We start from the raw sequence: 20,892 nt of genomic DNA, 5'->3' as shown, positions 1-20,892 counted from the left end.
CATCAAGATTATCCTTGGATATTTGTTTCAAATCCAAATAAATGTCTGCCATACCCGTCAATTCCATCTTCATATAATGAAGTAATATGTGTACCAACAGCGATTAAATCACGAGTGAACATTTCAACAGGATGCCCTTTTAAAAGAGCATGGCCGCCAAGGGTTAATAAGCATTTCACCCCAATATGAACACACTTATCGATTATGGATGCTCTCATCGCCTTATATTTAGCACCTTCATAAGGACCGCCTTGGTCATTTTCCATCATGGCAATATACTCTTTCATCATTAATCTGGCATGATCCATTTCCAAACTTAACTCAGCAAGAACCCGTTGGCTTGTAGGAGACTCTTTTTCTTTTACTCCTGTAAAACGAATCCGACCGGCAGTGTGTTTCTTAAACTCTTCTATTACGCGTTCTGCGCCGCCAATAGCCATTGCTGCAAAACCAACATAGAATCCTGGATAGAAAGGAGTGTCATAGTATAAATAATTTGAATCATAGTCTGCTTCAGGCGGCTGGCTGCATGTTGCGATTTTATGGAATCGTAAAATCGCTTCTCGTTTAACAAAAACGTTATCAACAATCAGCGTATGGCTGCCTGAACCGCGCAATCCCATCGAATCCCAGTCTTTGATAATCGTACAATCGGAAACCTTTAGACAAATCCCCACACGTTCCTGTTTGTCGGAGTCGTCAAATTGCATAAAGGCACCGACTCCAACCCAGTCACTATAGGAGATACCGCTTACAAATTTGTATTTACCAGAGATTAAATAACCGCCATCGACTTCTTCCACTTTCCCAACCGGTGCAAATACATCGGCAACAAGACCGCCTTGGGAAACCACTTCATCACGTAATGGTTTTGGAAGATAAGAAACCCAAGCATTATGCAAGCTAAAAAAATAAGCAAGCCATGCACTAGATAAATTATAATTACCGACAGTTCTTACGAAATCGACATATGTCGTCCAGTCGATTTGGGGATAGCTATATTCCTTTGGAAGGAGTAACCGGTGAATTTGTTCTTCTCTCATCACATTGACCACATTCGCTGAGACCGTTGCATTTTTATCAGCCAGTAATGCCTCTGCTTCGGCAATTTTCCCAATCTTTCTTGCTTTCATTATAATTTCTTCATATAAATCATTTTTCTTAACTACATCTAACATGTCATCATACCTTTCCAAAAATTTAACTTTGCCTATTTCTTGAAAAAGTCAATCGTAAATTGATTAACAAACTCTGGTTGATCTGTTTGGCATTGGTGTCCACAATCTTCTATATAGGTAAATTCAATATTAGGTAGCATTTCTTCTAGATTGTAAGCCCTTTCAATCGGCGCTAATGTATCATCTTTTCCCCATAGAAACTTTGTAGGTACTTTTAAATTCGGCAGTGAATCCTTAATGCAATAGCGATCCCATAGCTTAAGATCGTTATTCATCTGCTTTAGATATTTATCAAATGCCTGGTTGGATTCCTTGTACCCTTCTCGAGTGGTTGCTTGATGGCGGTATTGGATTAATTCTTCTGATACGGCAGCCGAGTTTCTTAGGTAACTATTAGAAGTAAGAAATCTTCTCATCGCTTCTTCGGTATAATCGTAGCCGATTACCTCTAAAAATGATTTCGTTCTACTCGGATCCGGCTCAGGCTGCATCGCTTGATAAATGGTATTACTTCCAATTAAAATCACTTTCTTTACTCGATCTGGATGATCGATGGCCAATTTTGCTGCAAGGTAAGCCCCTTGTGAATTTCCAATCAAGTATGCTTCGTCCAAACAGAGTGCGTCCATGAAATCTTTTATGTGATCGACTAAGCTCTGGTGGCCTCTAGTAGGCCAGGCATGTGGACGTGTATCCGTATATCCCATCGATATCTGATCAGGAGCAAATGCCCGGAATCCAGCTTCTTCCAATGCTGGCAGCATATAGCGCCATCCTGCAGCACCTGAAGCACCAGGTCCTGCTCCATGGAGCATAATCACAGCAGGACCTTCTGTTCCAGCCCATGAATAATGGGTCTTAACCCCATTTGCTAGCACCCAGCCATCATAAAAATCATCACTTAGTTTTATCATTAATTAAGCCTCCTCTTTTTGCTTTGTAATTATATAATACTTTTAAATATTCTGAATTTTAATATTATTTTTTACGGAAAACTTGCAGAAAGACCATAAAGTTTATTGGATTTCATTATTACTACGTTTATTATGCTAGTAATAAAAAAGGACCCAGGAAATAAGTAATTGTGTAAGGTCCCTTTTTTGGCTATTGAAAGAATATTTGTGAATGCATATCCATTTAACAAAAAGCTTAATTTTTTACACCTTAGAAGTACAATTGAAGTGCTGTTGAATCTCGGCTATCCATTGACCAAAATACTCATATGAATCTATCTCTAACCCAGCATCATAGAGTGCATGAACTGCCTTCGATTGAAGTCTATCATTTGGTATCTCAACCACTTTGGCATAATTAGCTAGACAATCTACCCATTTTTCGCGATGCTCTACATCGCTTAATGGATTGGCTTTTGTACCAGGTGCATGCCATACCTGTTTCCCGATTATTTTCCCACTCGTTGTTTTTATTTGTATTTCGACTGGCAAATTTTCAATTTCTTGACCTGTTTTAGTTTCTCCTTCCATCTCTGAAACCTTAATGAGTGGAAGCATTTTTTGGATTTCAGGCCGAATTACTTGCTGATTTTTAAAACTGCTCAGTTTGATAAAGCCATCAGCGACTGCTGCTAGTGCTGTATATTCTGCACTAAATTTTCCTTGTAATCCTGTTACCGGCCGTGAATGAACGAGTGGCAATAATCCTCCTGGAGGTGCTGTTAAAGAGATTTCCTCCACATCTCCCAGATGAATATTATGTTCAGTTGAAATCGCCAGCACTCCATGAATAAATCGGTGTGTAGCATAACAACATGGAAACTTTTTCACGGCAATCCCTGTCTCCAATAGATCGTACGGCTCTCCAAAACGAATCGTTTCGACTAGTTCTTTCAAACTGTCAGTGTTCTCTCCGCCAGTAAAAGCATGCAAAAAGCCTCTTGACTCAAATATTTCACGATTACCGGTGAACCCATGTTTAGCCAGAGTAACAGCCTGAATACCTTGTGATGCTGCCAAACCAACGTGAAAAGACTTTGTCATCGTACCAAAATTTTTCTGCAGACCACCTGACATTGAAGCAGAAATAGCAATGGCATTCGAACATTCTTCCTCATTTAAACCGTAAAGATAACTACAAGCGGCAGCGGCTCCTATCGTTCCTAATGTAGCGGTGGAGTGCCAGCCAAGTTGATAATGTTTTAAATCCACTAACTGACCCAGCCGAATCATGACTTCTGTCCCAATCGCATAGGCAGTTATTACCTCTTTACCAGAGCTTCTTATTTTTTCAGAAAGTGGAATAACGGCAGCGAGGATAGGAGCACTTGGATGAATGATCACACTTGGAGCGGCATCATCAAAATCAAGAACATGCGACGCGGTACCATTAATAATGGCGGCATTTTCTACATTGGTCTTAAATGTCTCCCCCCAAAGGGAGGAGCCATTTGGATCATTGGTTTCTGTTGAATATACTTTCTTCACGGTTTCAACTGCAGGCTCTTTCCAACCAGCTAGACTGACGCCGACTGTATCAAGGGTTGCTAATTTAGCGAGTTTCACTAAATCAGGTGGCAACTGACTATATTTTGTTTTCGTAATAAATTGAGTTATTTTATCCATCAGTTTATTCGACATTTTTCCTTTTCCACCTTTACCTAGTTCATTTGCTTCTTTTTCACTCTATTAAAAGGATCTTGGCATTTTTAATACGTGCTGGCCAACATAACTTAAAATTAAATTGTTAGAAACAGGAGCATTTCTAGCTAAACGAGATTCCTTCCATTTTCTTTCAATATGATATTCTTTTGCAACAGAATAGCCTCCAAAGGTAGTCATCGCTGCTTCACCCGCTTCCCAAGCAGCTTCAGTACAAAGATACTTAGCCATATTAGCCTCAGCACCACAATGAAGCCCCTTATCAAACTTTGCAGCTGCTTTATGCATCATGACTTCACCAGCCATAACATTGGTATAGGCTTTAGCAATTGGGAATTGAATCCCCTGATTTTGACCAATTGGACGGTCAAAGACAATCCGCTCTTTGGCATAACGGGCAGCCTTCTCAACAAAGTATTTTCCATCTCCTACCGCTTGGGCAGAGGCTAAAATCCGCTCAGCGTTCAGACCATCCAGAATACAATACAATCCATTTCCTTCTTCACCAACTAAAGCATCTGCCGGCACTTCCAGATCATTAATATAGAGTACATTTGTTTCGTGGTGAACCATCGTTTCAATTGGAGTTGCGACAATCGCATCGCCAATATTTCGGGTATCGATTAAAAATAAGCTCAATCCCTTCGTCTTCTTGTCAACCTTGTCAAGTGGTGTCGTTCTTGTTAATAGTAAGATCATATCTGAATGCTGATAGCGGGATGTGAAAATTTTCTGGCCATTAATGATATAGCGATCGCCTTTTTTCTCAGCAAATGTCTTAATTTTGGTCGTATCTGAGCCAGCATCTGGTTCTGTCACACCCATTGATTGTAATCTTAATGATCCATTTGCAATCTGTGGCAGATATTTTCTCTTCTGTTCTTCACTGCCGTGTCTTAATAAAGCACCCATCGTGTACATTTGAGCATGACAAGCAGTACCTGCACCGCCAGAGCGGTTCACTTCTTCCAAAATGATCGCGGCTTCAGATAAACCTAGACCTGCACCACCATATTCTTCAGGAATAAGTGCAGATAACCAGCCTGCTTTAACCATGGCATCAACAAATTCTTCCGGGTAAACTCCTGCAGCATCACATTTTCTCCAATATTCTTCATCATACCTAGCACATATCTCTCCAACCCCGTGTCTAATATCTTCTTGTAATTCGCTGTATTCAAAATCCATTCTTTCCACCTCATTTTTATTATTTAATCTATTTGGTTCATAAACTGTACCTATTTGATTTAATAAATGGTCTAATTATTTCGTGATATGCTGGCCTTCATTTAATACTGTCAATGCTATTCTTTTTTTGAAATACCATTTTAATAGCGGGAGCACAATGATAAGAATGACTAGCAATCTTGTGAGCTGAAGTGCACTGACGATAGATGGATCCGCTCCCACAGCTCCAGCTGTTAATACCATTTCGATGAAACCACCAGGTATTAAACATAGAATCGATGTTTCAAGATTCAGTCCTGTCGCTAAAGCTAATAACACACCTAATCCAAAAGAAATTGCTATTAATAGAAGCGTCACACCAAAATAAACACCATAGTATTTTCCAACTGACTTCAAGGCCGATAAGGAGATATTTTGCCCTAATCCGATTCCGACTGCTACTTGACCAACAATAAGGATGATGGGAGGGACATTTGTCAGATTGATAGGACTTATATTCATCACAGCTGTCATCACTAGCGGTACAATCAAAATCCCTGCTGGAATTTTTTTTCGGAAAAGAACTCCCAAAATAGCTGGAATGATAAACCAAATGTAGCTCCAACCACCTAGAACGAAATTCCCCATATCGGCCATGTTATTTGGTAACACATTTTGCTGTTTGAAAAAATAAATAACGACACTTGGGACGATGAAAACTACTGTTATTAATCTGATGGTCTGGAATACTAAAACAAATGACGATTTTGCTTGAAGGTTTTCGCTCGCTAATACCATTTCGGGTAATCCACCAGGCATAGACCCAAACACACTTGTAATTTGGTCAATATCCACCCACTTTGTTATGATTGAACTGATACAAAAACTCAAAAAGATGAGAATAAAATTTGCGACTAGAAATGGAGTTAAATATGGCCCGATGGTCAGGAAAGTACCGATGGTGAAATATAAGCCAAAATGGATACCAAGGATAATTGAGCCTCCATTTTTTAAAGCAAGCGGCCACTCTAGTTTCTTTCGTGTAATTCCATTCCAAATGATAATCGAGGCTAATGAGCCGATGACCCAAGGTAAAGGGAGAGCAGCCAAGTAAAATACCTGGCCTCCTAAATATCCAATCATTGCGGTCTTAAAAATACTTAGAAGGCTTGCTCTCATTTCCAGGACCTCAATTCATTTTGATTAATAAGGGAACAAACGTGGTTCGCGCATGACAGAAATCCATTTTACCGTCGTAAATTCTTCTAGTGCATATTCTCCGTTAAAACGACCAAGACCAGAAGCCTTTTCTCCGCCAAAAGGAATGTGCGGTTCGTCATTGACCGTTTGATCATTGACATGAACCATTCCTGTATGGATTTGTTGAGCCACTTGCACTCCTCTTTCCACAGAGCTAGTGAAAACAGAACCAGTTAATCCATGAACGGTATCATTTGCAATCTCAATTGCTTTTGCTTCACCATCGACCGGAATAATAACGGCAACAGGACCAAAAATTTCTGACTGTGCAATTTCCATGTCATTTGTTACATCCGTTAAAATATATGGTGTCATCAAATTCCCTTCAACATAACCTTCCAGTTCAAGGCGAGCCCCATCTGATACTGCTCTGTCTATTAATCTTCTAATACCATCTACTTGACTACGTTCAATTAGTGGACCAATATCTGTTTCAGGATCCATTGGATCTCCAGATTTTAATCTACCTACTTTTTCCTTAAATACGTTTACAAACTGAGGATACACTTTCCGATCGACAATAATACGATTAATCGCCATACAAATTTGACCCTGGTGCGTATATTTACCAAAAACAGCAGCTGAGGCAGCCTTATTAATGTCAGCGTCATCTAAAACAATAAATGCAGCATTACCACCTAATTCAAGGGCTGTTTTCTTTAATTTTCCACCTGCCAAGGCTCCAATTCTTTCCCCAACTTCAGTAGACCCTGTAAATGAAATCATTCTTGGAATTGGATGCTCAACAAAATAATCACCAATTTCACTACCTGCCCCAACCACAACATTCAGTAACCCTTTTGGAATTCCTGCTTCTTCAAAGATTTCAGCAATGATCAGACCACCGGTAATGTACGTTAGAGTTGCCGGTTTTAAGACAACGCCATTTCCAGTTGCAAGTGCAGATACCACTGAACGCATGGTTAAATGAAACGGAAAATTCCATGGGGAGATGACCCCTACAACACCTAACGGTAACCGAGTAAGCCTGTTTTCCTTACCAGGAATAATGGATGGAAGAATCTCATCCTGCATCCGCATTGGATAGGTAGCTGCTTCTCTCATAAAACCAGCGCCAATTCCTAGTAACTCTAGTTGGCTCTTAAAATGTGTTCCTCCAGCTTCCTTAATAAGAAGGTGAACAAATTCATCTTGACGTCTTTCCATAACCGCAATGGCATTCTCAATAAGTTTCGATTTTTCAATAGCAGGTACGTTTACCCATTCCTTTTGCACCGTTTGGGCTGCTTGATAGGCTTCATCAATATCTGCTCTGCTTGCAAACCGGATTTCCGCAATTTTTTCCCCATTGTAAGGATTAATTTGGGTGTGGGTTTTACTGCTGGACCCTTCCCTCCATTTTCCATTGATGTACATTTTGTTCCATCTTAAATTTTCCATTTACAATCCCCCTAAATTTTTTATTATTAAAGCTAGATTTATGATTAAATGTAACTCTAATAGCCTTTTTGGATCTCAGCATATAGCTTTTGAAATGTTACAATGATTTTTCCACAATCTCTGCTATATCCAACGTACTTACTTGTTCTTCCTTCTCTGCTGCTTTCACACCATCACTCATCATCGTTAAGCAATATGGACAATTGCTGCCGATTGCAGTCGGATTAAGGCTGAGTGCCTGTTCACTGCGTTCCACATTCACACGTTTCCCTGCTTTCTCTTCTACCCACATCATTCCCCCGCCGGCTCCGCAGCACATAGCATTTTCCCTATTGCGCTCCATCTCCAGCACAGATATTCCGGGAATTGACTGAAGGATTTTTCGGGGAATATCAAATATATTATTATATCTTCCCAAATAGCAGGAATCGTGGTAGGCAATGGCTTCTCTAACTTCTTTGACTGGTTGGATCTGTTTTGTCTCAATTAAATTCCAGATAAGTTCTGTGTGGTGATAGACTTCTGCTTCTAATCCAAATTCAGGATATTCATTTTTAAAGGAGTTATAAGTGTGCGGACAGATTGTAACAATTTTATTTACACCATAGTTCTGGAATGTTTCAATGTTTTGGGCACACAATTCCTGGAATAAGTACTCATTTCCTAATCGGCGGGATGTATCCCCTGAATTCATTTCCTCATTTCCGAGAATGGCAAAGTTAACCCCTGCCTTATGCATAATATTGGCTAATGCTCTGGCAATCTTCTGGCTCCGCATGTCATATGAACCCATGGAACCTACCCAGAATAAAACATCGAAGGTTTCTTTTTCTTGAACCGTCTTAACAATCTCTTCCATGCCTTCACGCCATTTCGTGCGGTCATTGCGATTAAGGCCCCAAGGATTACTCTGTCTCTCGATATTCTGCATGTAGCGGGAAACATCACTAGGCATTTCCCCCTGTGTCATCACTAAATAACGCCGCAAATCAATAATTTTATCCACATGCTCGTTCATAACCGGACATTGGTCTTCACAATTACGGCAGGTCGTACATGCCCAAAGTTCTTCTTCGGTAATAACATCCCCGATTAGATTTTCAGAAGGGGCTGCTAAACCTGCAGCTATTTGATTGGCTGTTGTACCACTAAAGGAAAGAGCCGGCATCCATGGGGAACGCGATGTAATTGAAGCTCCCTTTTCAGTCAAATGATCTCTCAACTTGGTAATTAACTCCATTGGAGAAAGCATTTTTCCCGTTCCGGAAGCAGGACACATATTTGTGCATCGTCCACATTCTGCGCAAGCGTATAAGTCAATCAACTGTCGCTGGGTGAAATCTTCTATTTTTCCTACTCCAAATTCCTCGGCATCTTCGTCCTCAAAATCTATTTTTCTCAGTTTGCCAACAGGTCCGATCTTTTTGAAAAAGATATTAAACATGGCAAACAGTTCATGCAATTGTTTAGACTGTGGAACGAATACCATAAATGATAATACCGTTAACAGATGAACCCACCAAAAAATGTAAAATAATACAGTTCCCATCGTTGGACCAATACCTGAAAACACCGTTGCAATGATTCCAGAGAATGGGGCAAATACATAGTCAGGCTCCGACCCTAGCATGACGTTTTCAAAACCAAGTGTTAGAAGGATCGAAACAGTTAGCGTCGTCAGAGCGATAATGACAATGGCTGCTTTTTTATTTCTTTTCCATTGTAATCGCTTTAATTTTTCAACATATCGGCGGTAAAAAGCATAAATCACACCGCACAACATGAGAAACGTCGTCCACTCCTGCAAGAAGCTGAAGTATTTATGGGCCTGACCGAAAGGAAATTCGAAGCCGATAAAAAAACCCTTAAGAATTATTTCGATAAGTCCTACTTGAATGATAAAGAAACCGTAGAACAATACAAAATGCATCAGACCACTTTTCTTATCTTTAAACAATTTTCTTTGTCCAAATCCATTCACCAGCACTGCATTTATACGCTCTTTTAGATGTAACTCAAAATCTACTTTCTTGCCGAGCTTTACAAATAAATATCGAGAATAAACGATATGGATAAATAAATACATCGCATAAGCTGTAACTGTCAAAAACGCGATAAAATTAATAAGGGAAAACATATCATACTCCTTAATATCTATTGAATTAAAAATTTAGTAGGAAGAAGGGAAACCTTTCCCCTCTTACTATTTACTTAGACGGCTGCACCTTCTAATGCTTTTTTAAATTCTTCTGTCAATAGCGGTACTACTTCAAAAAGATCTCCTACGATACCATAATCTGCCACATTAAAAATTGGAGCTTCAGGGTCCTTATTAATCGCAACAATAAACTTAGAGCTCGACATCCCAGCTAAATGCTGAATGGCACCTGATATTCCGCAGGCAATATATAAGTCCGGCGTAACTACTTTTCCTGTCTGTCCTATCTGCATGGCATAATCACAATAGTTTGCGTCACAGGCTCCGCGAGAAGCACCGACACCAGCACCTAATACACTAGCAAGTTCTTTCAGCGGATCAAATCCATCGGCACTTTTTACACCTCTTCCTCCAGAAACGATGATCTTTGCCTCTGTTAAATCCACTCCATCAGATGCTTTTTTCACCACTTCCTTGACAATCATCCGCAGATCCGTAATCTCTGCTGAAAAGGAGGTCAGTTCAGCATTTCGTTTTGTATCGGGTTCTTCCATTTGAATGTTATTTGGACGAATGGTCGCAAATACCGTGCTGTCCGTTGTCTTTTTCTTTTGAAAGGCTTTTCCGGAATAAATGGGACGAGTAAAGACAATCTCATTATCCTCAAGAACCAGATTGGTTGCATCAGAAATCAATCCGATACCCAGCCTTGCTGCCACTCGAGGCGCTAAATCCTTCCCGATTGCTGTATGGCCCATAAAGATGACATCAGGATTGGTAGCTTGAATGACTTGCATGAAAGCTTGCATGTAGGCACTAGGAGTATATTGATCCAACTGCTGATTATCCAAAATGTAAACAATGTCTGCCCCATATTGCCCCAAAACCGAGGCCTGTAAAGGAGCTTTGCTGCCAAGTACTGCCGCAATAATTTCCCCATCTTGCGAAATCCGTTTTGCAGCAGCTAACGCTTCAAAGGAAACATTTCGGATATTTCCATCTCTCATTTCGGTCAAAACTAATACCTTTTTACTCATGTTCATATCCCCCTTATATTACTTTTGCTTCCTGACGGAGAAGCTGTACCAATTCTTTTGTTTGTTCTTGTATTTCACCCTTCAGAATTTTGCCCGCTTCTTTATTGGCTGGCAAATACTGATCTAGATTGATTGTCCTCGCTTGAATCTCTGCTGGATTTATTCCTAAATCAGAGGCACTTACATGCTCAATCGGCTTCTTTTTTGCTTTCATAATACCTGGAAGAGATGGATAACGAGGTTCATTCAATCCTTGTTGTGCCGTTACCACTAATGGAAGGGAAGCTTCAATGATTTCCGTGTTTCCTTCTGCATCTCTTTCCAAGATTGCCTTTCCTGATTCAATCGTTAATTTGGTCACGGTCCCAACATGGTCAATTTTTAATTCTTCCGCCAAACGTTGGGCAACTTGACCTGATCCATTATCTATTGACATATTCCCACCCAAAATGAGATCAAAAGGTCTGTTCTTTATAATTGCGGCCAAAACTTTGGAAGTCGTATATTCATCTCCAAACAGTGATTCATCATCGACAATGATTGCTTTATCCGCACCCATTGCGATGGCTGTCCGTAAAGATGCTTCCACCCTTGATGGTCCAATCGAAATGACGGTGACTTCTCCGCCACATTTTTCTTTAAGTGCTACAGCTTCCTCAATGGCATATTCATCATAAGGATTTATTATGAACTTCGCTCCGGCTTCGGAAATCTGTCCACTTTTTACTACTATTTTTTCTTCGGTATCAAATGTTTGTTTCATAATCACAACAATATTCACGACTTTTGCCTCCTTTAACGGTATTTACAACCTAACATTTCTTATAATTTGATTGTGTTATCATTTGATTAAATTGTATAATAATTTTATAAATAATGAAAATTCAGTTATTTAATGCTAACCATAAATATTTTTTATGGATTCTTCTCAAATAAAGTTGAAAGGAGTTACCATGCAGGAAAAAGACTGGTTAATCTTAAAAACACTCTACGAAGAAAAAAACATAACAAAGGCTGCTGAACGACTCTACATAACCCAGCCTGCTCTTACTTATCGGCTCCAGGCAATTGAGCAGGAATTCGATGCTAAAATTGTAAACAGAGGTAAAAAGGGGATTGAATTTACGATGGAAGGGGAATATGTCTATCGCTATGCAGAAAAGATGATTGTAGAGTTTCGCAATGTGAAAGAGACGTTGAAAAATATGGATAATAAGATTCAAGGGAAATTACGATTAGCTGTTTCTACCAGCTTTGCTATTTATCCCCTGCCAATGATCTTAAAGGATTTTCTTTCTCTTTATCCCGATGTCGAAGTAAACCTGATCACGGGTTGGAGTTCAGAAATGGTTCAACTCGTCAATAAGGAAGAAGCTCACATTGGGATCATTCGCGGCGAGCATTATTGGTCGGAAGCAAAACAGGTCATAAGCGAAGAACCACTTATTGTCGCTTCAAAACAAAAAATTACTTTGGATCAATTACCCTCTTTACCGCGCATTAATTGTAATGCCGAGTATAATTTAAAACAAACCATTAATAATTGGTGGGATCAGCACTTTACAGTCCCTCCACTTGTGACAATGGAGGTTAATCAACTCGAAATATGCAAGAATATGGTTTCGCAAGGTCTTGGTTATGCGATATTCCCAAGCTTAGCTATCGTTGAAAATGAGGATATTTATAAATTAAAATTGCTAGATAAAGATAATACACCCATTATTCGAAAAACCTCTATCATTTATCGCTATGAGGCTATGAAAACATCCGTTATTAAAGCATTTATCGATTTTATTAATATCAGAGGACCTCAGTTGTGAAAGTATTGGTCAGAAACATAAATAACCCATTGTCTGAAATCCAGGAGAAGCCAGGCTTCTTTCTCCCCTTTCCTGACAATGGGCCTTTTTATTGTAGAATAGAACATACACACGAAGAATTAATACTTTTTCATTACTGATTCTCTTACAAAATACCAATTGCTATATCCGGGAATAACCAAACTAAGGCCAATGCCAGAATAACGATTACAATCGAAGGTACCGCACCCCTTATTATCCGTTCCATAGATTCTTCCGGTACAAGCGTTTTTAAAGCAAATAAATTCATTCCAACTGGAGGTGTAATAACCGCAAGTTCCATGTTTATCATCATCAGGATTCCAAACCAGACTGGATCATACCCTAATGTCATAATAATCGGGAAAAAGATCGGAGTTGTGATCAATAAGATTGATACCACCTCCAGGAAAAATCCCATTACAAGCCAAATGAGGTTCATAGCAAGCAGTACGACCCAAGGGGATACATCCAAACCTGCAATCCAACTTCCCAAGAAATCAGAAAGTCCTACCAGTGTTAATGCGGATCCGAATACAAGAGCTCCAACTACAATGGTAAGCAGCATAGCTGTTGTTTTCGCTGATTCGATAAGAATTCCGGGAAGTTGTTTAAATGATAAACTCCTATGAAAAACCACAGATAGAATAAGTGCATAAACCACCCCCACTGCTGCAGCCTCTGTAGGGGAGTATATTCCTGCGTATATACCGCCGAGGACAATTATTGGAAGTAATAGGTCTGGAATCGCTTTCATAACTTCACCAAAACTAGCTTTTGTGGATGATTCTTCTATTTTGATGGCTTTTGGAGCTTTAAAAGCTACCCAAACTCCGAGGAAACCCGCAATAAGAAGGCCCGGCACCACTCCTGCCATAAATAATTTACTAGGTGAGACCCCTGTTATGGAGGCATATAAGATTAATCCCATACTCGGGGGAATTAACATACCTAACGAACCTCCGACAGCAGATAAACCATACGTAAGAGTCTTATTATAATTTTGTTTTCTCATTTCCGGGATTGCAATTTTACCAATCGTAAGGACCGACGTCATACTGGAACCTACAATTGCTGCGAAAAAAGTATATGCTGCGACAGTTGCCACTCCCGTTCCCCCACGAATGCGCCCAATCCATGAATTCACAAGGTGGAAAATACGTTCCCCTCCTTTCCCCTGATAGAGTATTTCACCCATTAAAACGTATAGAGGAATTGCAACAAAAACAAATTCAGAAAGGGTTTTATTCAGCGTTAGAGGTACTTGAATCATAAATTGAGACCCTACGCTAAGAATTGTGACAAGACCGGATAGGCCTAATGTAAAACCAATGGGAACACCGATGATTAAACAAAGGAATAGAACTGCGAATAAGATAATTATGGACGTAACAGAAATCAAGCTATCCACTCCTTAATGATAATTTTCTTGCGTGATACTAATCATTGAACTGATAGCCGCCATAATCAGGAGGATGCCGCTAGCCAGGATGAATGAGTATGGTATCCATAAAGGTGTTGCTAACAATGTAGGTGCTTTAGATCCTAATCTAAAGGCATTTTCTGTAAAATTAAATCCATAAATAACCAGAATGATTGAATATGGAATTGTTAAAAAGACAGTAACTAACTCTAATATTTTTCTTTTTGTCCCTTTTAATTTTTCGATTAAAAAGGTAACTCGGATGTGTTTTTTTTCAATTAATAATATCCCCATTGAAAAAAAGGCGATAAATTGCAGCATATAACTAGATAGCTCATATGACCAGATGGTCGGAGAATTGAAGATATATCTTGAAATAATTTCATAAAAAACAGCAAAGGATAGAACAGCCATAAGGAAAGCTGCAACATATATGCAAAATCGATTCACTCCATTTATTACCTTGACGATATAAATCATATATACTAATGACGCCCCTTTCCATTCTCAAATACAGTTGAGTATCCAGGGGGGGCACTGGTTTCCCAACCCCCGAATCCCCAAAAATTACTTTGCTGGATTTTCTTTATTTGCTTTTTGAACTGCATCCATTAGTGGTTGTGCTTTATCACTTGTTTTTAGGAAGTTTTTGTATAAATCTTTTGTAGATTCTTTCCAAAGTTCAAATTCTTCTGGATTTGGTTTATGCAACTTTACTCCCAATTCCTGCATTTTATCCTTATACTTTTTATCATCTGCTTTGGCTTTTTCTCTTGATGCATCAGTTGCGGTTTTGCCAGCTTTGAGAATTGCTTCTTTCACGTCATTGGGAAGACCATTCCACCATTTTAAATTCGCACCAGCTGGGAAAGTCGTCTGAATCGTATTCATATCGGTACCATATTTTGTTACCTCATAAAAACTTCGATCAATAACGGATGAAGCTCCTGTCGTATAACCATCAATCATACCTCTTTCCATTGCCTGAAAAACTTCCTGGGAACTCATCGTCACCGGGGCAGCCCCCATCCCCTCTAACCATTCGGTTATTGCCTGGCCAACTGATCTGACCTTTAAATTTTTCAGATCACTTGGAACCTTAATAGGTTTATTACCATAAACATCACCTGTTCCATACTTAGCCCAGCCGATTAATTTGATATTCAAGTTTTCAAAATCTTGACTAATTAGGTTACCATACTCCCCATCAATTGCGGCAGCCTCTGCTTCCCATGAATCAAATAAAAACGGTAAATCAAAGGATGCTAAAAGTGGCGCAGATGAACTGGCTACTAGGCCAGCATTCATCCCTCCAATTTCTACTCCCCCTTGACTTATTGCATCACCCATTTGCGTGTCATTATAGAGTTGACCATCAGAAAAGGTCTGAGCCTTTATTTTTATGGAAGTATTTTCGGTATTTTTTTCAATTTCTTTTGCAAGAGTTTCAAAAAATACACCTACCGCATGCTCCTTTTGTAAGTTATAAGCAATTCGAATATTCATCTGGTCTTGTTTTTTACCACCCGAACCAGCGGAAGAAGGCTCAGCTGATTGGCTGCTACATCCTGATAAAAGTAAGCCGGACATAAGTACTCCCAGCAACCCCTTTTTTAAATTCAATCCCATCAAATTCCCTCCCTTTTAATGTTCAACACATCTTGCCATTCTCGATGACAAATAAAAAGTATTTGGTAACTCTCAAATAGAAATAATTCTACGGATGCGCTTTCATTTTTTCGGAATTTTAATAGAAAGACTCTACACTCCATTGGGACATATTTGTTGATGGTTTATCTAGAAATCACCTAACTACGATATTAGCGATTTTTCCAGTTTGGTTTTCTTTTTTCATTAAAGGCGGCAACGCCCTCTAATCGATCCTCCGTAGGAACGACAACATTATAAGCCGCTAAATCCAGTGCATATCCTGTATGAAAATCGACTTCAGCTCCTCGGCTAACACAGGTCTTTGCTAGTTTTACAGAGATTGGTGCACTATTCACAATTTCTTGTGCAACTTCCAATGCAACTTCAAGTGCTTGTCCTTTTGCAACCACACGATTGACCATTCCCCACTCATAGGCAAGATCTGCATCAAATAAACGGCCGGTATAAATCAACTCCTTTGCCCGACGCATACCAACAGCCCTCGAAAGATTTTGTAATCCTCCGGCACCCGGTAAAATTCCTCTCGTTACTTCCGCAAGCCCAAACTTAGCTGTTTCTGATGCAATGATAAAGTCAGCCATCAGGGCCACTTCGCAGCCGCCACCGATTGCAAATCCTTCTACTGCCGCTATGACAGGTACAGGAAACTCCTTAATTGCTAGCGCCTTATCTTCAATCAAATGATGCTGCTTCTTCCAGTCCTCATCACTCATTCCATTTCTTTCCTTCAAATCACCTCCGGCAGAGAATGCCTTTTCACCTGCTCCAGTAATCACCACACATCTTAATTTAGTGTTGTATGCCTGCTCACGAAACAGCTCCAATGCCTCTTTGATTAACTGCGTGTTCATTGAGTTCATTGCGTTCGGTCGATTGAGGGTCACAACCAAAATCTCTTCATTTCCCCCTCGAAACTCTGCTTTAATCATTTCCAGTTTGTTTAATTCCGTTTGCATAATAGTCACTCCTTATAAAACTGTTTTACTTTTTAAAAGTAATCCACCACTGCGTAAATGCCCCGGCAGATTACGGCCTACAATGTTCTCAGCTAATTCTACACATTCTAAAAGCGCTTCAAGGTTGATTCCCGTCTCAATTCCGAGACCTTCACAAAGGAACACCAAATCCTCGGTGGAGATATTTCCGGCTGCTCCTTTAACAGCTGCAAACGGACAACCGCCAAGGCCGCCTATCGCCGATTCAAATTCAGTTACACCCTCTTGAAGTGCTGCGTAAGCATTAGCCATCCCAAGCCCGCGGGTATCATGCAGATGTAAAATAATATCTAGTTCCGGCCACTCGTTTTTAATCGCAAACAGCGTGCGCTTGATTTGTTCCGGATTGGCCCAGCCCATCGTATCACAAAGCTTCAGCTTTCTTAGTGTTTCTCCGTTTTTCTCTAGAGCTATTTTCCCTTTTCGGAGAACATTCATCACCTGCTCTATGGAGATAACTCCTTCAAAATTACAGCCAAACGTGGCCATTAATGCAATTTGGTCAACAGGGATACTAACTTCACGATATGCCTCTACCCAAGCTGAAATCGCTCCTAGCAATTCATCTGTTGTTTTATTGGTATTTCTCTTGGCAAACCTGTTGCTTGCGGATAAAGAAATAACACCGTCAATGTTAACGTTTGCCTGGATTGCTCGGTGCAGTCCTTTCACATTTAGATAAACCGTTCGATAGGCCACATTTGGAACTCTATCAATTTTAGAAAGCACTTCTTCCGCATCCGCCATATTCGGAACCCATTTTGGATGAACGAAAGATGTGACTTCGATACTTGTTAGACCGGTTTGATTGATCTTATTCACAAACTTTACTTTGTCTTCTGTTAAAACAGGCTGATCCTCTATTTGAAATCCTTCGCGAGGACCAACCTCATAAACCACGACTTTTTTAGGCAATTCCATTGGCCTACCTCCTTACTTTATCGACGATATCAATAACTTTATCTTCCAACAGCTGGTTGATTTCCTCATCTGTATAACCTAGTTGCTTCAATATCTCCTCACTATGTTCACCTAACAATGGTGGGATATTTTGAAGCACACTTCGTTCATTATTAATGGCGAACGGAATGTCAACAATTTTATAATCGTCCACTCTGCTGTGTTCAACCGTCTTGATTAATCCTAGAGTATTAACTTGTTCATCTGTAACGACTTTGTCAAGAGAATTGATGGGACTGCAAGGAACCCCCCCTTGACGAAGCATATGGATCAAAACATCGACTGAATATTTCTGCGTTTCTATTTCAAGCAGATCATGCAATTCATAACGATTTTTCACTCGTTCACTATTTATTGAAAACCTAGAGTCTACAGGGATTTCGTTAATTTCCAACACATGACATAGCTTTTCAAATAAGCGGTTATTCCCTGCAGCAATCATCACCCAGCCGTCTTCTGCCTTGAAGGCTTCGTATGGAGCAATTAACGGCATGGCTGTTCCTAGTTTCTGAGGCACTTTCCCCGTTTCCATATAAGTAGATAATTGTAAGCTACCCCATGTGACACCTGTTTCTAGTAAACTGTTAGAAACCTTGCTGCCCTCCCCTGTTGTATTTCGTTTATGCAAGGCAGCCAAAATACCCATCGTCAGCCACATTCCAGATCCCATATCATTGATTGATACTCCAACACGAGCTGGATCATCACCGGGGTTCCCTGTCACACTCATGATTCCTGTATATGCCTGAATAAGCGGGTCATAACCAGGGAGCGTCTTCATTGGACCGATTTCACCAAAAGCACTAATCGAACCATATATAATAGAAGGATTTAGTTCAGCAATCTTTTCGTAACCCAGTCCTTTCTTTTCTGCTGTTGTCGGCTTCATACTATGAACGAGAATATCCACTTTCTTTGCCAGTTCGTAGATCAATTTAATTCCTTTCGGATTTCCCAAATCAATAGAGACACTTTTTTTATTTCGATTGACCGACATAAAGGCTGCTGATTCACCAGGTCTGGCACCTTCACCACCCCAATGCCTTGTATCATCACCATCACCAGGTTTTTCAACCTTAATCACGGTTGCCCCTAAATCCCCCAATAATTGGGTACAAAATGGTCCAGCTATGTTTTGTGTCAAGTCTAAGACAGTAATGCCTGAAAGGATAGCTGACATTATTTTTCCTCCTCGTATTGCGTTTTTTCAATCTACACCTAATGATATTGATAGTTTCATGTTAACCTAATATTTCGAATATTTTAAATAAGTAATTTATACAATCCCCATAAATTATTTTTATTATCAATAGTACGGGTTACATCTTTTGCTGTGATACATCTGGAACACGTATATCCAAAACGACAGATTTACCGATTCTTTTTACAACCTCTAATCCGTGACGAAATGCATCTTTTACTTCTGATGGTTTTTCAACCTTTATTGGATAAGCTCCACCTGCAGCTTCTGCTACCTTGGCATAGTCTGCCGGCTTATCAAAATTGACCCAGAACTGATCGGTTTGATTGGCAATTCCATTTGGATGAACACCGAGGGTCGACATTCTAGGTGCTCCCCAACCTCTATTATTGAAGATGACAGTTAAAAATGGAGCATTGTATTTTCTAGACATCCAATGGACTGGTGTTGGATTGCTAAACATGTAGGTGCCGTCGCCGGTGAGGCTGATTACGGTCTTATCTGGTGCCGCCAATTTTGCACCAATGGCTGCTCCCCCGTTCCAGCCTAAAGCACTGGCACCGCTTGCATAATAAGTACCTGGTTTGTTGCGGCCTAAATGTTTACATACATTTTCATAATTCGTAATGGCTTCATTTAATACAATGGTATCTTCATCAATCACTTCACGCAGGCAAGCAAGCAAATAGGCCGGTGTAATCGTGTCAGGATCTTTTAACTCTTCTTGATTTCTCCATTCGTTTCTTTGTTTTTGGTGGATTTGTGAAATTTCGTGATACCGTCTGTTTACCGTTTCTTCATCAATCTTCTCTTGCTCCAGCCATGCATTCAATTGTTGAAGTGCTGTTAATGAATCTGCTTTAATAAAGCTCTCGGACGGAATGTACCATAGAGGTGTCCGTTCTTTTAAAGGATCGACATCAATGTAATAGATTTTACTATCCTTCGATGGCTTATTGATTAACGGAATCCAAGGCACATCACTATCTAAGATTAAAATCAGGTCTGCTTCTGCTAGGATGTCATTTTGTTTCGGCGTATTCCATTGATATCCTACATGCATCGGATGGTCAGCCGGAAAATTCAAATAATTCGGCGCAGATTCAATGACAGGAATGGCTAGCTTTTCACTAAGGTTGACTAATTTTCTGACCGCCTCTTTGTTACGACCTAAGAATGAAGTAACGATAAGCGGTTTTTTGGCTTGAAGCAAGGCCTTGCCGATTTCTTCAATTTTTTTGGGATGAACAGCGCTTGGCGCTATCGGACCCCATCTTGTTGGATCAATCGAAACTGGTTCAACTTCTTCTTCCAAAACTTCTCTGGCACCCATTAAATAAACCGGCCCTTGCGGTTCACTTTGGGCAATTTGCAGTGCCCGGTGAACCATTTGCTTTGCATTTTTACCTGTTTTTATTTCATTGTTATATTTCATATATTCACGGACAATCCCACGCTGGTCCGATACATCTTGTAACCAATGGATAAATTCATTCCTGCTTCCAACCATTTCTCCTTCTTGTGTAAATGGAGAGGCACCTGCAAAAACGAGCACTGGGATTTTCCCTACCGCTGCATTATGAATCGCTCCACCCAAATTTTGGGTTCCACACTCCACATGAACAAACACAGCTTGCGGCTTTCCGCTTACCTGAGCATATCCATGGGCAGCACTCAATGCGACAAACTCATGGGGGCATACGATAATTTCTGGCATTTCCTTGTCATCTACTTTTGCCTGTGCCCAGCTTTCGATAATTGCTGGGTGATCACTTCCCAAATTGGCGAAGATATAGGAAACACCAGCTTCCTCTAATGCTTCTACTAATGCACTCGCCCCTGTATATTTACTCCGATACTCTTTTTCTTTTATTTCTTGATTTACCAAAAGTGTTGGATCTATTTGTAAGACCATAAAAATTCCCCTCTCCATTTGCTAAATTTGTTTCTATGGTTTAATTTTTTAAAAATTTGTATAATTCAATTAA

At 39.9% G+C, this 20,892-nt stretch carries 17 protein-coding genes; 1 reads left to right on the top strand and 16 read right to left on the bottom strand.

Features of this window, described 5'->3' with window-relative positions; genetic code table 11:
- Positions 1-8: 8 nt before the first annotated feature.
- The 9 genes from AC3ANL_RS12315 to AC3ANL_RS12275 form a co-directional block, all read right to left on the bottom strand.
- On the bottom strand, positions 9-1,178 hold the full coding sequence (locus AC3ANL_RS12315) for an acyl-CoA dehydrogenase family protein (protein WP_488329490.1): 1,170 nt from the start codon (positions 1,176-1,178) through the stop codon (positions 9-11).
- A 32-nt stretch (positions 1,179-1,210) separates the two neighbouring features.
- Positions 1,211-2,092 carry an alpha/beta fold hydrolase gene (locus AC3ANL_RS12310; protein WP_488329489.1) on the bottom strand — a complete coding sequence of 294 codons (882 nt, stop codon included), beginning with the start codon at positions 2,090-2,092 and terminating at the stop codon, positions 1,211-1,213.
- 243 nt (positions 2,093-2,335) lie between these two features.
- Positions 2,336-3,772, bottom strand: a complete 1,437-nt coding sequence (locus tag AC3ANL_RS12305; RefSeq protein ID WP_488329488.1) for an MmgE/PrpD family protein — start codon at positions 3,770-3,772, stop codon at positions 2,336-2,338.
- Between the two features lie 48 nt (positions 3,773-3,820).
- Positions 3,821-4,981 carry an acyl-CoA dehydrogenase family protein gene (locus AC3ANL_RS12300; RefSeq protein WP_488329487.1) on the bottom strand — a complete coding sequence of 387 codons (1,161 nt, stop codon included), beginning with the start codon at positions 4,979-4,981 and terminating at the stop codon, positions 3,821-3,823.
- 75 nt (positions 4,982-5,056) lie between these two features.
- Positions 5,057-6,139, bottom strand: coding sequence for an AbrB family transcriptional regulator (locus tag AC3ANL_RS12295; RefSeq protein ID WP_488329486.1), 1,083 nt, complete (start codon positions 6,137-6,139; stop codon positions 5,057-5,059).
- A gap of 24 nt (positions 6,140-6,163) precedes the next feature.
- Positions 6,164-7,621, bottom strand: a complete 1,458-nt coding sequence (locus AC3ANL_RS12290) for an aldehyde dehydrogenase family protein (protein WP_488329485.1) — start codon at positions 7,619-7,621, stop codon at positions 6,164-6,166.
- 97 nt (positions 7,622-7,718) lie between these two features.
- Positions 7,719-9,758 carry a (Fe-S)-binding protein gene (locus AC3ANL_RS12285; RefSeq protein ID WP_488329484.1) on the bottom strand — a complete coding sequence of 680 codons (2,040 nt, stop codon included), beginning with the start codon at positions 9,756-9,758 and terminating at the stop codon, positions 7,719-7,721.
- A 74-nt stretch (positions 9,759-9,832) separates the two neighbouring features.
- On the bottom strand, positions 9,833-10,816 hold the full coding sequence (locus AC3ANL_RS12280) for an electron transfer flavoprotein subunit alpha/FixB family protein (protein ID WP_488329483.1): 984 nt from the start codon (positions 10,814-10,816) through the stop codon (positions 9,833-9,835).
- 13 nt (positions 10,817-10,829) lie between these two features.
- Positions 10,830-11,597, bottom strand: coding sequence for an electron transfer flavoprotein subunit beta/FixA family protein (locus AC3ANL_RS12275; protein WP_488329482.1), 768 nt, complete (start codon positions 11,595-11,597; stop codon positions 10,830-10,832).
- Between the two features lie 172 nt (positions 11,598-11,769).
- Here AC3ANL_RS12275 and AC3ANL_RS12270 point away from each other — a divergent pair, with 172 nt between their 5' ends.
- Positions 11,770-12,636 carry a LysR family transcriptional regulator gene (locus AC3ANL_RS12270; RefSeq protein WP_488329481.1) on the top strand — a complete coding sequence of 289 codons (867 nt, stop codon included), beginning with the start codon at positions 11,770-11,772 and terminating at the stop codon, positions 12,634-12,636.
- A 145-nt stretch (positions 12,637-12,781) separates the two neighbouring features.
- Here the strand turns inward: AC3ANL_RS12270 and AC3ANL_RS12265 are convergent, their stop codons facing one another.
- The 7 genes from AC3ANL_RS12265 to AC3ANL_RS12235 form a co-directional block, all read right to left on the bottom strand.
- Entirely contained in the window at positions 12,782-14,056 is a 1,275-nt protein-coding gene (locus AC3ANL_RS12265; protein ID WP_488329480.1) for a TRAP transporter large permease, read from the bottom strand.
- A gap of 12 nt (positions 14,057-14,068) precedes the next feature.
- Complete coding sequence (locus AC3ANL_RS12260; RefSeq protein ID WP_488329479.1) at positions 14,069-14,557, bottom strand: TRAP transporter small permease subunit; 489 nt, start codon at positions 14,555-14,557, stop codon at positions 14,069-14,071.
- Between the two features lie 87 nt (positions 14,558-14,644).
- On the bottom strand, positions 14,645-15,706 hold the full coding sequence (locus AC3ANL_RS12255; RefSeq protein WP_488329478.1) for a TRAP transporter substrate-binding protein: 1,062 nt from the start codon (positions 15,704-15,706) through the stop codon (positions 14,645-14,647).
- A gap of 191 nt (positions 15,707-15,897) precedes the next feature.
- Complete coding sequence (locus AC3ANL_RS12250) at positions 15,898-16,704, bottom strand: enoyl-CoA hydratase/isomerase family protein (protein WP_488329477.1); 807 nt, start codon at positions 16,702-16,704, stop codon at positions 15,898-15,900.
- Positions 16,705-16,716: 12 nt separating this feature from the next.
- A complete protein-coding gene (locus AC3ANL_RS12245) occupies positions 16,717-17,664 on the bottom strand; it encodes a hydroxymethylglutaryl-CoA lyase (protein ID WP_488329476.1) in 948 nt (315 codons plus the stop codon).
- Positions 17,665-17,668: 4 nt separating this feature from the next.
- Positions 17,669-18,883 (bottom strand): CaiB/BaiF CoA transferase family protein, encoded by a 1,215-nt coding sequence (locus AC3ANL_RS12240; protein ID WP_488329475.1) that lies wholly within the window; start codon positions 18,881-18,883, stop codon positions 17,669-17,671.
- A 139-nt stretch (positions 18,884-19,022) separates the two neighbouring features.
- Entirely contained in the window at positions 19,023-20,819 is a 1,797-nt protein-coding gene (locus AC3ANL_RS12235) for a thiamine pyrophosphate-requiring protein (RefSeq protein WP_488329474.1), read from the bottom strand.
- Positions 20,820-20,892 lie beyond the last annotated feature (73 nt).

The sequence above is a fragment of the Neobacillus sp. DHD-1R genome (assembly GCF_057747995.1).
This window is presented reverse-complemented; position numbering and strand designations above follow the sequence as displayed.